General features: G+C 73.7%; 10 protein-coding genes and 1 tRNA gene. 3 read left to right on the forward strand and 8 right to left on the reverse strand.

Annotation, left to right across the window (positions count from 1 at the left end):
- Positions 1–3: 3 nt before the first annotated feature.
- The 4 genes from WME89_RS02865 to WME89_RS02880 all read right to left on the reverse strand — a co-directional run bounded on the left by WME89_RS02865 (position 4) and on the right by WME89_RS02880 (position 9,558).
- Entirely contained in the window at positions 4–3,630 is a 3,627-nt protein-coding gene (locus tag WME89_RS02865) for an AAA family ATPase (RefSeq protein WP_438007752.1), read from the reverse strand.
- 70 nt (positions 3,631–3,700) lie between these two features.
- A complete protein-coding gene (locus WME89_RS02870) occupies positions 3,701–4,093 on the reverse strand; it encodes a hypothetical protein (protein WP_438007753.1) in 393 nt (130 codons plus the stop codon).
- A 614-nt stretch (positions 4,094–4,707) separates the two neighbouring features.
- Positions 4,708–8,391 carry an AAA family ATPase gene (locus tag WME89_RS02875; protein ID WP_438007754.1) on the reverse strand — a complete coding sequence of 1,228 codons (3,684 nt, stop codon included), beginning with the start codon at positions 8,389–8,391 and terminating at the stop codon, positions 4,708–4,710.
- 51 nt (positions 8,392–8,442) lie between these two features.
- Entirely contained in the window at positions 8,443–9,558 is a 1,116-nt protein-coding gene (locus WME89_RS02880; protein WP_438007755.1) for a cytochrome-c peroxidase, read from the reverse strand.
- 434 nt (positions 9,559–9,992) lie between these two features.
- Between WME89_RS02880 and WME89_RS02885 the strand changes: the two genes are divergently transcribed.
- Positions 9,993–10,832, forward strand: coding sequence for an SDR family NAD(P)-dependent oxidoreductase (locus WME89_RS02885; RefSeq protein WP_438007756.1), 840 nt, complete (start codon positions 9,993–9,995; stop codon positions 10,830–10,832).
- 159 nt (positions 10,833–10,991) lie between these two features.
- On the forward strand, positions 10,992–11,156 hold the full coding sequence (gene rd / locus WME89_RS02890; RefSeq protein WP_437756553.1) for a rubredoxin: 165 nt from the start codon (positions 10,992–10,994) through the stop codon (positions 11,154–11,156).
- A gap of 616 nt (positions 11,157–11,772) precedes the next feature.
- Here the strand turns inward: rd and WME89_RS02895 are convergent.
- Positions 11,773–11,845, reverse strand: a tRNA-Ala gene (locus tag WME89_RS02895).
- Between the two features lie 153 nt (positions 11,846–11,998).
- Positions 11,999–14,197 (reverse strand): hypothetical protein, encoded by a 2,199-nt coding sequence (locus WME89_RS02900; protein ID WP_438007757.1) that lies wholly within the window; start codon positions 14,195–14,197, stop codon positions 11,999–12,001.
- A 185-nt stretch (positions 14,198–14,382) separates the two neighbouring features.
- Between WME89_RS02900 and WME89_RS02905 the strand changes: the two genes are divergently transcribed.
- Entirely contained in the window at positions 14,383–14,607 is a 225-nt protein-coding gene (locus tag WME89_RS02905; RefSeq protein WP_437623408.1) for a hypothetical protein, read from the forward strand.
- Between the two features lie 155 nt (positions 14,608–14,762).
- On the opposite strand, the gene WME89_RS02910 is transcribed toward WME89_RS02905, so the two are convergent.
- Complete coding sequence (locus tag WME89_RS02910; protein WP_438007758.1) at positions 14,763–15,233, reverse strand: hypothetical protein; 471 nt, start codon at positions 15,231–15,233, stop codon at positions 14,763–14,765.
- A 52-nt stretch (positions 15,234–15,285) separates the two neighbouring features.
- Positions 15,286–16,113 (reverse strand): acetylglutamate kinase, encoded by an 828-nt coding sequence (argB, locus tag WME89_RS02915; protein ID WP_438007759.1) that lies wholly within the window; start codon positions 16,111–16,113, stop codon positions 15,286–15,288.
- Positions 16,114–16,116: the final 3 nt, after the last annotated feature.

Below are 16,116 nucleotides of genomic sequence, written 5' to 3' on the forward strand. Positions count from 1 at the left end.
GCGCTAGGCGGTGTCCTCCCGGCTCATCCTGAGCAGCCACAGCGGCGCGAGGGCCTGCGACAGGCTCCGCACCAGCGCCGACTCGGCGTACCCCATCACGTAGTCCTCGATCTCGATCGGCGCGGCCCTGCCCGGGCGGCGCGGCGGGTCGAACCGGATCCGCCGCACCACGGGCAGGAGCTCCGCCGGGTTCGGCGGCAGCGCGCGCCCGCGCCGCGCCGCCTCGTCGAACGCGGCCTGCCGCTCGAGGTGCTCCCGGACGGCGCTCGCCGGCGAGCGGCCCGGCCCGGCCGGCAGGACGCGCACCCGCACCACCTCGGGGCCGCGCGCGAGCGACGTCCAGACGTGCGCGCCCGTCTCGAGCTCGAAGAAGTCGAGCACGCACAGGCCGACGACGCTGAGGACGAGGAGCTCGGCGCCGCGCCCGGGGGCGGAGAGCGCCGCGTCGAGCCCCGCCGTCCCGCGGCCCTGCTCGACCGCGCGCGCGTGCGCCTGGCGATCGCCGTCCGGCGCGCGGCCGGAGGGCGCGGCCGCCCACCCCTCGACCTCGCCCCCCGCCTCGCGGTACGCGCGCGCGAGCGCCTCGAAGAGCCCCTCCTCGGGCGCGGGCGCGCCGGGGCCTCCGGACGGCGCCTCCGCGAAGCTCGCGGCGCGGAGCAGCTCGATCAGGACGGCGTGCTGGCCCGGCTCGTCCACCTTGCGGAGCGCGCGCCGGAGCGCGTGGCCCTCCGCGATGCACTCCAGCACGTCCTGCTTCGCCAGCCGGCGCAGCGGGCCCGGCTGCTGGCGCCGGTGGAACAGGCGCACCCGGGAGCGGCTCCACTCGTCTTCCACGGTCACATAGCTGAACCGCCGCATCTCGAGGTCGAGGTGCTGCTGCTCGTCGTCGTCGCCGCTGCGGCGGCGGGCGAGCTCGATCCGCTCGCGGAACGCCTGGATCGCCCCGCGCATCGCGTCGAGGTTGTAGACCGCCTCCGCGTGCTCGTGCGCCTCGGGCCCCTCCGCGGCCGTCCGGCTGTGCTCCGTGAGGTGGTAGCGGATCCGCTCCGAGAGGCGCGCGAGGCCGTCGCTCCGCTCGAGGGCGTCGACGAACTCGAGCAGCGGCGGGAGCTCCGCCGTGAGCGCGTCGAGCGGCCTCGCCAGGTGCGGCGCGAGCGCCCACGCCGCGGCCGCGGGCTCGGCCTCCACGAGCGCCTCGCGGTGCAGCACGAAGGGGGACGGGGAGAGGGAATCGGCCGAGGCGGAGGCCGCCGGCGCGGGGGGCGCGGCGCCTGCCTCGGCGCCCGCCTCGCGCGTGTGGATGCGGAGCACCTGCATCGCGGCGGGGGCGCCGCTGGCGAGCGCGTCGCTGAGCAGCGAGCCGATCTCGTCCTCGATGAACCGCTTCACCGAGCGGGCGCCGTCCTCGGCGACGAACGCCTCGCGCGCGATCCGCTCGGCCACGCCGGCGCCCCGGCGCACGAAGACGCTCCGCTCGGCGAGCCCGCGGCGGCAGAGCAGCCGGTCGAGCTCCTTCTCGGCGACCCGCGCCGCCACCTCGGGCGTCAGCGGCCGGAACGGCACGACGCGATCGATCCGGTTGAACAGCTCGGGCGGGAAGAACTCGCGCACGGCGCGCGCGACCTCCTGGGCCGACTCCTCGGCGATCGCGAGCGCCCGCGCCTCCGAGAGCCCCGCGCCGCCGAAGCCGAGCAGGGGCCGCGCCCGCGCGCCGAGGTTGGAGGTCATCACCACGACCGCGTGGTTGAAGTGCGCTGGCCGCGCCGCCGCGTCGGTGAGCCGGCCGTCCTCGAAGAGCTGGAGCAGCAGGCTGTGCACCGACGGGTGCGCCTTCTCGATCTCGTCGAGCAGCACCAGCGAGAACGGCTGCTCCCGCACCCGCTGCGTCAGGAGCCCGTCGGGCGCGTAGCGGTCGCCGATGAGCCGCGCCGGCGCGTCGGGGCCGCTCTGCTCGCTCATGTCGAAGCGCAGGAGCCGCGACGCGCTGCCGTAGATGAGCTCCGCCATGCGCCTGGCGAGCTCGGTCTTGCCGGTCCCCGTCGGCCCGGTGAACAGGTACACCCCGTAAGGGCGCCGCGGGTCCACGAGGCCTGCCTTGATGCGCGCCACGAGGTCCGCCGCGGCGCGCACGGCCTCGGGCTGGCCGATGACCTGCCGGCCGAGCTCCTCCTCCAGCGCGCCGGCGTCGAGGGGCTCGTCGCCGCCGAGCAGGAGCCGCGGCACGCCGGTCTTCTGCGACAGCAGCCTGAGCACGTCCTGCGAGTCGATCGCCTGCGTCCTGCGCGCCGCGGGCCCCCCGCCCGCGCGGACGACCTCGCGCAGGAGGTCCATCGCCTTGCCCGGCAGCGCCTGCGTCGACAGGAGCGAGCCGCCGAGATCGAGGATCGTCCGCAGCACGTACGGGCTCACGCGGGCGGCGTGGCGCTGCTCGAGGGCGCGGACCTCCCGCACCATGAGGCGGAACGTCTCGGAGGGCGTCGCCTCGGGGAGGAAGAGCGGCGTGAACAGGGCCGCGAACGACGGGGACTCCTGCTCGAGGAGCCGGAACGCCTCGGGCGAGCACTCGCCGACCATGACGAGCTCGCGGCGCGAGAGCGGGCCGCGGAAGAAGTCGGCGAGCGAGCGCTCGCTCTCGCGCGACCGGCCGATCCGGCCGAAGTGGTGGAGATCGTCGACCACGAGGATCGCGCCGCGGCTGCGCGCGTCCTCGGCGAGCTCGACGCACCGCTTCTCCCAGTCGCCGAGGTGGCTCATCCCGGCGATGATCCTGCGGCCGCTCACGGCGACGACGTCGCGCGCGCGGTCGAGGTTCCTGTGCGCGCCGTAGCCGTCGGCCTCGAGGAGGTCGAGCACCGCCCGGTGGATCAGCGTCGTCTTGCCGCACCCTGGCGGGCCGATGACGATGACCGGCTGGGCCCTGCCCGCGCCGAGCAGCAGCGCGAGCTGCTCGCGCTGGGGCGACCGCGGCACGCCCGCGTCGAGGTCGCCCTGGGCCGCGCGCTGCGTGAGGCTCACGCCGAGGCTGGGCAGCACCTTGAGGCCCCGGCGCTTCTTCCAGCGGAACGCCGGATCGGCGCCCGTGTCGTCGTCGCCCGGCCGGTCCGGCAGGTCCGCGAGCGCCGAGCGCGGGGTGCACGAGAACGACAGCGTCGTGATGCGCTCCTTGCCGCGGCTCCAGAGCAGCGCGATCTCGTCGTCGTCGAGCGAGGCCCACGCGACCTGGAAGAGCGCGCGGAGCTGCTCCTCGAGCGGGAGCTCGTCGCGGATCGGCGCCGCGTCGCCCTGCCGGGCGGGGTGGTAGGCGAAGACGATGCGCTCGTGCTCCGAGGCCCAGCGCGGCTCCAGCACGACGGGGCAGAGCCCGCTCACCTTGCGGCGGTCGGCGAGGCCGGCGCCGGACAGCGTGAGCTCGAGGCGCACCTTCTCGAGCCGGATGCCGCGTGGCATCTCGAAGCGCGCGAGCTCCGCGGCGCGGGCCTTCTCGAAGAGGGGCCTGAGCTCCTCGACGAGCAGGCGCCGCACGCGCTCCGGGTGCCGCCCCTCGCGCGACCGCGTGCTCGGGCCGAGGCCGAGCGTCACGCACTCGACGTTCGTGGTCCGCCGTTCGAAGAGCGGGATGGTGAAGTGCACGGCGGCGAGTGTAGTGGACTGCGCGGCCGGCCACCGCGGAGGCGTTCTTCCGAGATCAGGCGGCTGAGCGTCAGCGCCCGTCCGGGTTCGCGAGCCATGCCGCGAGGGTCTCGCCGTCCAGGGTCAAGACCACCTCATCCATTCGCTCCTCCCCGAGCCGCGCCAACCTCTCGGCCAGGGTGCTGCGCTCCTCGTCTGTCATCGTCCTGCCGAGCCGCTTCTCGAACAGCCGCGCCAGCGCCAGCCGTCTGCCCTCGTCCAGGCCGAGCCGCTTTCCCTCGTCCAGGCCGAGCCGCTTTCCCTCGTCCAGGCCGAGCCGCTTTCCCTCGTCCAGGCCGAGCTGCTTGCCCTCGTCCAGGCCGAGCTGCCGCTGCTCTGCCTGGTAGCTCTTGAACCACTCCTGGATCTCCATGATGACGTCATCCTCCACGTCTTCCGGGAGCTGCCCGGGGATCTCGCGCACGCAGCACGCTCATCCTGCGGCTGATGGGTGCCCGGCGTGTGCTGCGCGAGGCGCTTCAGGACCTGATGGCGCTGCCGGAGGACGCCTGGGAGCGGAGCGTCGCCCTGCCGCTTTTGGTACACTTCGGCTACGAGACCAACAACCCCTCTCGATGCAGGCCGTCTCACGCACTGGTGTGCGCGCCGAGTGGCCATGCGCAGCTCATGCCTTGATACACAGGGCGATGCACGAGAAATCATGGAGGGCGCGAGCGGTTTCCGTCACAGAAATCGGCGAGGATGGCGTCAGATTTTAAGATGATCGAGTGGTGATGCCCGTAACGGTGGATGTTGGGGGCGCGTCGGCGATGCGGCCTGTGCCGCTCGATCTCGTTCTCCCCTCATGAATCACGGTGTTGTCGGCCATGGTGGGCTCAGCGCCACGACACCTTGGTGCAACATCGGGAAAGCACGCGGTCGCCGCAGACAGGACATGTGCCGGCGAGTCTTGGCCTGTCCGTGTGTCGCTGGCCGTCCACAGGCGCGAATCCAACGATGCGATCCCTTCTTGCCTGTCGCGTCAACGTTTGAGAAACGACGCAGGACTGCTGCGGGCGATCACAGAGACAGCCGGCGCTACTCGGACGCCGCGCCGTCCTCGCCCGCGCTGAAGTACGCGCTCCGATCCAGCCCGCTCCCCTCGTCCTCGAACAGGAGCAGGTGCGACAGCGCGACCTCGTCGAGGCGCTCCCAGTACCAGCCCGGATCCATCGCGATCCGCGCGCGGCGCCCTGCGACCTGCACCGCGCCCTCGACCTCGTCGTGCTCGCGCGCCGTCGCCCCGCGCCGCCGCGCCGCGGCCGAGCCGGCGGGGGGCGGCGCGAGCGACCGGTGCTCCCACTGGTCCTCGGCGATGTCGGCCGCGTGCGCGACGAAGTGCACGAACACGTGCAGCCGCCCGTCGCCGGGCGCCGCGCCCGCCTCCCGCTTGCTCACCACCAGCTGGTGGAGCCCCCGCTCGAGCGACAGGAACGCGCCCGCGTACGCGCCCGTGCAGCGGAGGAGCACGCTCCGGAACCCGCGCTTCGGCCGGGCGAGCGCCTCGAGCACGTCGCCCGGAGCGCGCGGCGGCCCCCACCGGCGGCTCGCGGGCCAGGCCGCGTCGCCGTGGCCCGACCGGTCGCCGTCGATGTGCAGCGTCGCGCTCCACCCGCGCCTCGGGAGCTCCTTCAGCATCGGCGCGAGCCACCGCTCGAACGCCCCCTCGTCGAGCTCCTCGAGGATCAGCGTGATCGCGTCGCGCCGCGACTCCGTCGCGACGAGCGCGCGCGGCAGCACCTTGCGGAAGCCCTCCCACGCCGCGCGCGCCTCGCCCGCGAGCTCGCGCACCTCCTCGCCCTCGAGCAGCGCCATCAGCGCGAGCTCCTCGACGCTGTGCATCTCCTCCTGCGCGCGCGCGAGCCGCCCCCAGAGCTCGCTCAGCCGGTGGTGCTCGGCCTGCAGCGCCGCCGTGTCGAGCTCCTTCCGGCGGTCGCGCGACCGCCCGGTCGCGAGGCTCAGCTGCGTCAGCAGGAAGTCGATCTGCTCCCGGAGCTGCTCGATCGGACCGAGGCCCATCCACAGGTCCACCTCGCGCCGGAGCTCGCCGACCTGCTCGACGCCGAACGCCTGCTGCGCCGCTCGCGCCGCGCGCCGCCGCCGCGCCTCGAAGCGGAGCGCGGCGGTCTCCGCGCGGCCGACGACGACGCCGTCGGCCGCGGGCGCCTCCGGCTCGCCGGCCTCGGTGACCCACACCGTGAGCTCCCGCGCGTCGCCGTCGAGCCCCGCGAGCAGCCGCGCGAGCGGCGCCGCCAGGTGCTCCTCGATGTGGCGCCGGAGCGCCCGCGCGCCGTACGCCGGCGCGTGGCCGTCCTCGGCCAGCCTCGCGAGCGCCCGCGGCGACACCTCGAGCGCGACGCCCGCCTCGGAGAGCCCGCGGCGCTGGCTCAGGCGCTGCGTCGTGAGGCGGGCGACCTCGGCGAGCTCTTCGCGGGTCAGCGATCGGAACGGCACGACGCGGTCGATGCGGTTCACGAACTCCTGCCGGAACGCCCCCGCGACGACGCGCTGGTAGTGCGCCTCGTCCAGCGCGGCCCGCTCCTCCGGGGAGCTCGCGCCCGGCCCGCCCGAGAACCCCGCCTGCGCGCGCCGCTCCGCCGCGCCGAGGTTCGACGTCATGATCACGATCGCGTTGTGGAAGTACGCCGTCCTGCCGCGCGCGTCGGAGAGGCGCCCCTCGCCGAGCACCTGGAGCAGCAGATCGAAGACGGCCCGGTGGGCCTTCTCGATCTCGTCGAGCAGGAGCACGCAGAACGGCTGCTCGCGCACGCGCTGCGTGAGCAGCCCGCCCGCGCCGTCGGTCCCGCGGATCAGGCGATCGGCCGCGCCCTCGCTCGCGAACTCGCTCATGTCGAACCGCGAGAGCCGGTCGGGCGAGCCGAAGAGCAGGCCGGCGAGCGCGCGGGCGAGCTCCGTCTTGCCGATGCCCGTCGGCCCCACGAAGAGGAACGCCGCGAGCGGCTTGTCCGGCGGCGAGAGCCCCGCCTTCACCACGGCGATCGTCTCGGCGAGCGCGCGCACCGCGCGCTCCTGCCCGACGACGCTCGCGCCGAGGTCGCGCGCCACGCGGTCGACGCGGAGCGGCAGATCGTCGCGCAGCAGGAACGCGGGCATCCCGGTGCGCATCGAGAACAGCTCGTGGAGGTCGCTCCGCCCGAGCGTGACCGGCTCGCCCTGCGCGGTCCGCTCCCGCTCGTGCACGGTGCGCAGGTCCTCGTAGAGCCGGACGGCCTTGCCCGGGAACGCGCTGTAGGGGAGGTAGCGCTCCGCGAGATCGATGAGCGCCGTCAGCGCGTCGCCCGCGACCGCCGGGCGGTGCGGCTCGACGCGGGCGTCGCGCGCGGCGCGCTCGGCGAGCGCCTTGCGGGTGTCCGCGGCCGACAGCGGGTCGACCCGGATGCGGCTCAGGCCGGCGAAGAACGCCCAGTGCCGGCCCTCGAGCGCGTCGAGCCGGTCGTCGCGGAGCTCGCACACGACGCGCACGCGCCCCTCGTCGAGGTAGGGCCGCATCGCGCCGGCGAGGTCGACGTGGCCGCCGTCGACCCGCTCGGCCAGGAGGTCGTCGAGGTTCTCGAAGTACAGCACCGCGTCGAGCGCGGCGGCGGCCTCCATCACGCCGTGGATGCGCTCCTGCCACTGCCCGAGCCCGCTCATGCCCGCGATGAGCTGCGCGCCCGAGGTCGCGTAGACGAGCCGCGTCTGGCGGGCGACGTAGGCCTGCATGAGCGCGGTCTTGCCGGCGTGCTCCGGCCCGACGATCAGCACGCCGAGGCGCTCCTCGCCGTCGAGCAGGGCGGCGAGGCGCGCGAGCTCCGCGTCGCGGCAGGCGAGCGGCGGCGCCGCGAGCGGGCTCCGCTGCGCGGCCACGTGGAGCGGCGTCGCGACCGAGACGAGCGCGTCCACGGCCTTCCTCCGCCGCGCGCGCTCGGCGATCGAGACGCCGCGCTGGCCGTGCTGCGCGCGCTCGGGCTCGGGCAGCGGGGCGTGGAGCACCTCGAGGCGGTGCGCGCTCCCGGGGAAGAGCCCCAGGTGCTCCCACGTCGACAGGTCCTGCGAGGCGAGGAGCCGGCGCACCTCGTGCCGGATCGCCGGCTCGATCGGCTCGCCCGCCTCCACGTAGAACGCGTGGCCGAGGCTCGGCACGAGCACCCACGCGTCGTGCTCGTCGCGCGCCGGCGCCGTGTGCGCCGCCTGCGCCGTCCGCGCCGCCCGCTCGCCGGCGGGCACGACGACGCAGGGGAAGCTCACGGGCACCTCGCGCCGCAGCTTGCGCGGCAGGTCGTCGCGCGGGACCGCGACGTCCACGGAGAGCAGCTCTGTCCCCTGCGGGAACGAGAGCCGGGAGATCGCCTCGGGCTGGGCGCGCGCCGCGTGCTCGCGCAGGAAGAGCTGCTGCTCGACGAGGACGTCCTCGTCGCGGCCGAAGCTCGCGGCGTCTGGCGCCGCGACCGGGAAGGCGAGGCACGTGCCGTCGAACCGCTCGCGCACGAAGACGAGCGCCCGCGCGGTGCGCCCGTCGCGCGCGCTCGCTGCTTCGTCCTGCTCGGCGCTCGCCTCGCCGGCGGCCGCTCCGTCCTCGGGAGCCATCGCCTCGCCGGCGCCCGCTCCTGAGGGCGGAGCGGCCGCCTCGCGAGCGCGCTCGGGAGCGGCCGCCTCGCCGGCGCCCGCTCCGTCCTCAGGAGCGGGCGCGGCTCGTCCGTCGTCGCCGGAGGTCGTGCTCATCCGAGGGGGCGGAGCAGACCTGATCCGCCCTCTCGGCGCAATCGGATCAGCTCACGTGGGGTCGGCCTTGGGCGTGGCCGGCGTGCTCGGGGGCAGCTCGGGCTTCTTGATGTACTCGGTCGGCAGGTCGCCGGTGAGCGCCTTCAGGAAGGCGACGACGGCCTTCACCTCCTCGGGCTTGGCCTCCACGCCGAGCTGGTGCCACGCCATCTTCGTCACGGTCTCGTCGAGCGTCGCGAGCGAGCCGTCGTGGAAGTAGGGGAAGGTCTTCTCGACGTTCCGGAGGCTCGGGACGCGGAAGAAGAACTTGTCCTTCTCGTCCTTCGTGAAGTCGAAGCGCCCGTTGTCCTTGAGGTTGGCCCACTCCTTCACGAGGCCGAGCTTCTGGAACGTCGAGCCGCCGACGGCGACGCCCGTGTGACAGGTCGGGCAGCCGAGCGAGATGAACTTGTGGAACCCGACCTTCTCCTCGGCGGTGAGCGCCTTGTCGTCGCCGTCGAGGTACTTGTCGAAGCGCGACGGCGTGACCAGGCCGCGCTCGAACGCGCCGATCGCCTTGGCCATGTTGTCGTAGGTGATCGGCTCCTTGTCGTCGGCGAAGGCGGCCTTGAAGAGGTTCACGTACTCGGGGATCGACTTGAGCGTCGTGATGACCCGCTTCTCGTCCGGCATGGCCATCTCGACGGGGTTCAGGATAGGCCCCTTGGCCTGGTCCTCGAGCGTGGCCGCGCGGCCGTCCCAGAACTGCGCGACGTGGTGGCCCGCGTTGTAGGCGGAAGGCGAGTTCCGGCCGCCGAGCTGGCCCTTGTGCCCGGACGAGAAGGACTTGTTGTCGACCCCGTAATTCGAGAGGTCATGACACGAGTTGCAGGAGAGATCGTGGTTCTTCGAGAGGCGGTTCTCGTACCAGAGCATCCGGCCCAGGGTCACCTTCTCATCGGTGATCGGGTTCTTGTCGTAGTCGAACTTGGCGGGGAGGACCTTGAAGGACTTGACGTCGTTCGGGTCGAAGACGAGCGGCTTCAGCTCGCCAGCGCCCGTGGAGGCCGCGGGCTTGCCCGTGGTGGAGGCCGTCGGGGCCTGATACTCGTACTCCGGCGACCGGTCGCACGCGCCCAGCCCGGCGGCGACGAGGAGCACACTGATGAGAGATGAGGGCGAACGCATGATGTCTCCTGGCTCGTGAGGACGCGGTCCACGGTAAAGAGGGCCGCCCTGAACGTCAACGCGCGCCGCCGTGCCGCCGCGCCGCCGCGGCGCGGCGATTGTCGCCGCCGCCGCGCCGCGGCGGTCGTCGCCGCGGCCGCGCCTCCTCCGCCGCGTCCGCTGGCTGTCAGGCGCGCTGCGCGGCGGTCCGCGCGAGGGGCGCCTGGCCGGGGGATGCGTGTTACCGGGAGGTTGCAACTCCTGGTCTCGAAGGTAGCGCAATGGACGCTGAGCTGCCTCCTGAGCGCCCATCTACCCCCAGGTACGCTTTCCTGTATCGCCGTCCTTTCTCGTCTCGCCGCGAGCGCGCGCCATTGCGCGCGGCGCGTGACGGCCGGCGAGGCGGGGGCGCCGCCCCTTGCGCGCCCGGGGGGCGCTGGGCAACCCTTGCGGCTGTGGAGTCGCCCATCGACAGCGGGGTCGTCCTCATCACCGGCGCGTCGTCCGGCATCGGCCGTGCGCTGGCGCACGAGCTCGCCCGCCGCGCGCGGGCGCTCGTGCTGGTGGCGCGCCGCAAGGATCGCCTGGAGGCGCTGCGCGCCGAGCTCGCCGCGGCGCGCCCTGCGCTCGCCGTGCTCGTCTTCGGCTGCGACGTCACCGATCGGGCGGCGGTCGACGCGATGCTCGGCGCCGTCGCGGCCGAGGTCGGGCACATCGACGTCCTCGTGAACAACGCGGGCTTCGGCGATATCGGCGCGTTCGACCTCTCCGAGTGGTCGCGGACCGAGCAGATGATCGCGCTGAACGTGACGAGCCTGGCATACCTCACGCACCGGCTCGTCGGGCCGATGGTGTCGCGCGGGCGCGGCGCGATCGCGAACGTGAGCTCCGGCTTCGGGCTCACGTTCGGGCCGGGGATGGCGTCGTACATCGGCACGAAGCACTTCGTCACGAGCTTTACCGAAGCCCTCCGCCTCGACCTCGCGGGCACCGGCGTGCGGGTGACGCAGGTCTGTCCGGGGCCGGTGCAGACCGAGTTCAACGAGACGGCCGGCAACTTCACGGACCTCGAGCCTCCCGCGCTCCTGTCGATCTCCCCGGAGCGCTGCGCGCGCTCGCTCGTCCGCGCGATCGACCGGGGTCGCGCGCTCGTCGTGCCCGGGGTGGTGGCGTGGCTCGTCGTGTACCTCGGCGTCCTCTGCCCGCGCTGGGTCCTCCGGCTCGTCTACCGGCCGATCGCGCGCGCGCTGCGCAGGAAGCAGCTCGCGGTGCGCGGCGCCCCGGCGCGGCCCTGAGGCGCTCCACTGCGGCCTCGACCTTGGCGCGGTCGGAGCGCCGAGGCCCGACCTCGGCGAGGCGCTGCGGGAGCAGCGGCGCGGCAGGTTCGCCCTCGGCGGTGTCCGCCCTTGTGGTAGCGTCGTGCGCGGCTCGCCAAGCCCTGAGGAGAACCACGGATGAAGAAATATCGGTGCCTGGTCTGCGATTTCATCTACGACCCGGCGGTCGGCGACCCTGACACCGGCATCGCGCCGGGGACGCTCTTCGAGCACCTGCCTGATACCTGGATTTGCCCGGATTGCGGCGCGACCAAGGCCGATTTCGAGCCGATCGACGAGTGAGCGATCCGCTCCTCCCCCAGCTCGACGCCTCCCCCCAGCTCGACGAGACGCGCGGCGGGCAGCACCGAGTCGCGGGCACGACGGGCACATCGCATCTCCGCCCCTCCGTACCGCGCGTGATCCCCGAGCGCGCCCGTGCGCGTCGTCGTTGAGTCCCCGCAGGCCGCGAGCTTCCGCGCCGCGCGCCGGTGCGCGTCGCCGTTGAGTCCCCGCAGGCCGCGAGCTTCCGCGCCGCGCGCCGGTGCGCGTCCGGCGACGCGGGCGCGCGCAGACCGTGAGTCCCCGCAGGCCGCGAGCTCCCGCGCCGCGCGCCGGTGCGCGGCGCCGCTGAAGTCCCCGCGAGCTCCCGCGCCGCGCGCCGCGCTCGGCGGCGACGGCCCCGCAGGGCTCGGTGCTGCCGAGCGGAGCATACCCGGCGTGTCCAGCGCGCCTCTCCGCGGGCGGTCACCCGCGGTGCGGGACTCGAGGCCGGAGCCGGCTCGCGCCCCGGCGTGAGCTCAATGCAGAGCTCGAACGCTGCTCGCGAATCGCCTCGCGGCGAGCTCAACGCTCGCCGCCACGCTGCGAAGAACTGAAGAGAGACTGCTTAAGAAAGAGACTGCAACGATTTCGAGGGTGGACCTGACAGGGATCGAACCTGCGACCTCTAGAGTGCGATTCTAGCGCTCTCCCAACTGAGCTACAGGCCCTCGCTTTCGAGAGCGCGGACTCTACTCGCCGAGGGGCGGCTGTCAAGCGCGGATCGCTTTTTCCGTCCGGCCCCGGCGATTTCGTCGGTTTCGTCAGCCCGTCGGTGTTCGCGGGCGTCGTGCCTGCCGCGTCCGCCCTGGTCCTGGCTCCGCCTAGTTCGCGGGGCTCTGGCCCGGCTGCCCGGGCGCTCCGGGCGGCTCGGCCTCGGCGCGCGCCTGGGCCTTCGGGTTCTGGAACGAGAAGAGCTTCTCGCGCTCCTCCCCGTAGCTCTCCGTGCTGCCCCACTTCGGGTTCCAGTCCTTCACCCAGTACACGTCCCCGGAGACGATCGCGTCCTCGGGCCGGCCCGTCCGCTCGGGGTAGCGGTACATGTACTCCTTCATGGCGTCCCGGTACGTGGTGTTGGCCGGCAGCTTGATGCGCGCGAAGTAGTCGCACCAGATCTGCGTGTATCCGAAGCTCTGCGCGTGCAGGAGGTCGAAGTTCGGCGGCTTGCCCGTGAAGGGATCGATGTGGCGGCCGTCGACGGTGACGGCGTCGACGACGATCGTCCCGTCGTCCATCACCGGGTTGGGGGAGAACATGAACCAGCCCTGGAGGAACCGGAGCTTCTGCGCGAGGACCCGCGTCTCCTCGGGGTGAGGCACCTTCCAGCGGTTCTTGATGACCCAGAGCTCGACCGCCGCCTGGTTGACCGCGCCGGCGAACATCACGAGGACGGCGATCTCGCGCAGCGCGACGAGCCCCTTCCGGCCCCAGAGCCGGAGCGGCGCGGGCGGAGGCGCGACCTCCGAGCGCTCCGGGATCCGCACGCCGAGCGCCCGGCCCAGGCTGCGCCGGTGCGCCGCCGCCATCGCCGCCGTCACCGCGTCGCGCACGAGCGGCAGGCGGAGCGCCCACGCCACCGCGGGGCCGAGCGGGATCGCCGCGACGACGTCCGCGAGCGCCTCGGCGCCGGCGGCCTGCGCGCCGTCGGGGCGCCGCACCGACAGCCCGTGCGTCGCGGAGCTCGACGCCTCGAAGGTGAGCAGCCCGAACCGGTCCATGCGCTTCAGCACGCGGCAGGCGAGGACGGCGCCCGGCGAGCGCGGGTCGTAGAGCACGACCCGCGCTCGGTGCACGCGCCGCATCGTGCGCGCGGCGATCTCCCAGTCCTCGCGGCCGAAGAGGAGCGTCGACATCACGCAGAGCGCCCACGCGAACGGCCCCAGCACGAACGTCATGCCGAAGCCGATGTGGAGCACGTTCATCATCACCATCGTGAGCCGGCGCGCCCAGGCGCGGCCGACGGGCGACAGGAGGCACACCGGGATGGCCGCCTCGAAGGAGATGACCATCTTGGTCATGAACAGGATGAGGAACTTCGGCGCGTAGTCGCGGATGTCCGCCACGATGGGCGTCACCATCCGGTCGACGTAGAGCACGTAGTGGATCGCGGTCCCGTTCTTCCAGGCGGGGCCGGTCTTGTGCACCACGTTGAAGAAGTAGATCGCCGCGATCTGGATCAGCAGGACGGGCCCGAGGACGGTCACGTGGCTGACCGGCTTGAGCGGGTCGTCGATCGTGGTGCGGTCGTTCAGATCGTCCGCGGTCCGCTCGCGGCTCCGCTTCAGCGAGGCGAGGAGCGCGTCGAGCGAGAAGCGATCGCCCAGCGGCAGGAAGCACGTCCAGAGCAGGAGCAGGTTGTGGACGACGTAGCCGCCGTTCTCGATGAGCAGGACGCGCCCGTTCATGCTCGTGACGAACACGAGCGAGAGCACCTGCATGAGCTTCGTCTTCCAGCCGATGAGCAGGCAGACGTAGGTCGCGAAGATCACGACCCAGAGCACCCAGAGCTCGCCCGGCGTGGAGAAGGCGTTGACGAGCGAGAAGTTGCCGCTGCCCTGCGGGCGCCAGAGGTTCACGTGGTTCGGCAGGACGCCGATGTCCGCGAACATGTCGCTCCACGCCCACGAGCGGCGGAAGAGATCGCCGATGAGGAAGAAGCCGAGCAGGATGCGCGTGAAGCCGAGCGTCCGGCGGTCGAACGTGAAGAAGCTGTCCCGGAGGATGTCCCACATCGAGGGCCCGCGCGGGCGCGCGGCGGGCGGCTCCTCGGCGTCGTCCGCGTCGGCGCCGTCCGCGTCGGCGTCGTCCGCGTCGGCGTCGTCCGCCGCGGCGCTGTCGGCGTCGTTCGCCGCGGCGCGGTCGTCGTCGTTCGCCGTGGCGCGGCCGCCCGCGGGCGGGTCCTCGCCTGCGCCCGCCCCCTTCGCGGCGGCGGTCTTCCCGCCTGCTCCGCGGGGCTCGCTGGGGTCCTCGTTCCGGAGCGCGCCCTCGGGCTCGCTCTCGTCGCGATCGTCTTTTGCGTTCATAGGGCGTCGAGATCGATCCTGCGCGAGCAGAGCGCTCGCCGGTGTCGAACCTACCTACCGCAACCGCGCGGGCGCCGCACGAGGCGACCACGGGCCCGACGGGCGGGCGCCGGCTGTCGCCGAGACCACGCGCGGCGCTTGATGCGCGGCGCGCGGGGCGGTAATCATGCGGTGAGGTGCCCCGGATGCCCGACGCGGAAGAGCGCCTTGCGCTCGCGACCTGCGCCTTCGTGGCCGGCTGCATCCTGCTCGCACCGCGCGAGTGGGTCTCGGCGGGGCTCGCGCTCGCGCTCGCCGCGGCGCTCTTCGCGTGGCACCTCCGGCTGCGCGCGCGGACGTCGCCGGCGGGGCGCGCGGAGGGCGCCGCCGGCGCGCAGCGCTCGCCGGACGAGGCGGGCGCTCGGCGCTAGTCGGTTGAGGCGGGCGCTCGGCGCCAGTCGGGTGAGGCGGGCGCTTGGCGCCAGTCGGGTGAGGCGGGCGCTTGGCGCCAGTCGGGTGAGGCGGGCGTGTGGCGCCAGTCGGTGAGCGCGGGCACTCGGCGCTCGTTCAGCGAGCGCGGGCGCTCCTAGCGTCCGCTGGGGGGCGACGACCCCCGGGAGCCCGCCGGAGCGCGCAGGGGAGGGCGGCCGAAGCGGGCGCGCACGCGATCGGCGAAGGAGCGCATCTTCGGCGTGCCGAGGAACCGCCGCTCCAGGCGCCGCTTGCCGGGGATATCGAGGAGCATCACCCCGATCAGGATCACCAGCGCGCCCGGGCCCGGCACGCCGGGCAGCGAGAGCATGATCCCGAGCGCCACGCCGAGGACGCCGAGCAAGTTCTTCCCGATGCGCGCCGACACGCGCATCCAGGCCGGGCGCCCCGGCAGGAAGGGCTCCTCTTCCTCCTTCTCCAGGTAGTCCTCGGGCATCCGTACGAGCACGAAAGCGACAAGCGCCATGCCCCCGACGAAGCTGACGAAGCCCACGCCCGCGCCGATCGCGATCTGCTCGCGATGCGCCTGAACGAACGAGAGCGCTGCTCGGAGGGCGTCCATCATCGGCGAGCAGCATACGGCGCGCGGCCGGCCCGGGCGAGGCCGGCCGGGCAGCTCAGGGGACGAGCACGGTGCCGATGGAGCCCGGCGCGCTCGCCTCGCGCGCGAGATCGCCCGGGCGCAGGCGGCCCAGGATGTGGATGCGGCGGACGCCCTCGGCGAGCGCGGCGAACGACTCCTCGAGCTTCGGGATCATCCCGCGCGTGACGGCGCCGCTCGCGATGAGCGCGCGCCCCTCGGCGACCGTGAGGCTCGGGATGCGCGAGGCGGGATCGGCGACGTCGCGCAGCACGCCGGGCACGTCGCTCACGAGGAAGAGCCCCGCGGCGCCGAGCTCGATGGCGACGCGGTTGGCGACTGTGTCGGCGTTGATGTTGTAGACCTGCCCGTCCGCGCCCGCGCCGAGGCAGGCGAGCACGGGCAGGTACCCGCCGCTCCCGAGCAGCTCGAGCAGCCCGCGGTCGACGCCCGTGATGTCGCCGACGAGGCCGAGGTCCACCGGCTCGGGCCCGACGCTGGCGTGGACCTTCGGGGGCCGTTTGACGGCGGAGAGGGCGGGCCCGCTCGCGCCGTGGAGCCCGACGGGCCGCGCGCCCGCGGCGAGGAGCGCGGCGCACAGGTCGACGTTGAGCTTGCCGGCGACGACCATCTTCATGACGTCGAGCGTCTCCGCGTCGGTGACGCGCTGGCCCGCCACCTGCCGGACGGGGATGCCGAGCCGCTCCTGCAGCCGCGTGGCCTGCGCGCCGCCGCCGTGGACGACGACGGCGCGCGTGCCCGCGCGGCTGAGCGACGCGAGATCGCCGGCGAGGACGGCGAGGGCCGGGCTGCCCACGACCTCGCCGCCGAGCTTGATGACGAGCGGTCCTTCCGACGCTGTCACGGG

Origin of the sequence: Sorangium sp. So ce321 (assembly GCF_051530195.1) — a bacterium.
Lineage (GTDB): Bacteria > Myxococcota_A > Polyangia > Polyangiales > Polyangiaceae > Sorangium.

Coding starts and splice junctions, on each gene's coding strand:
- WME89_RS02875 (WP_438007754.1), bottom strand. CDS start 8,391: ATGAGCACGACCTCCGGCGACGACGGACGAGCCGCGCCCGCTCCTGAG.
- WME89_RS02900 (WP_438007757.1), bottom strand. CDS start 14,197: ATGAACGCAAAAGACGATCGCGACGAGAGCGAGCCCGAGGGCGCGCTC.
- WME89_RS02905 (WP_437623408.1), top strand. CDS start 14,383: ATGCCCGACGCGGAAGAGCGCCTTGCGCTCGCGACCTGCGCCTTCGTG.
- WME89_RS02880 (WP_438007755.1), bottom strand. CDS start 9,558: ATGCGTTCGCCCTCATCTCTCATCAGTGTGCTCCTCGTCGCCGCCGGG.
- rd (WP_437756553.1), top strand. CDS start 10,992: ATGAAGAAATATCGGTGCCTGGTCTGCGATTTCATCTACGACCCGGCG.
- WME89_RS02910 (WP_438007758.1), bottom strand. CDS start 15,233: ATGATGGACGCCCTCCGAGCAGCGCTCTCGTTCGTTCAGGCGCATCGC.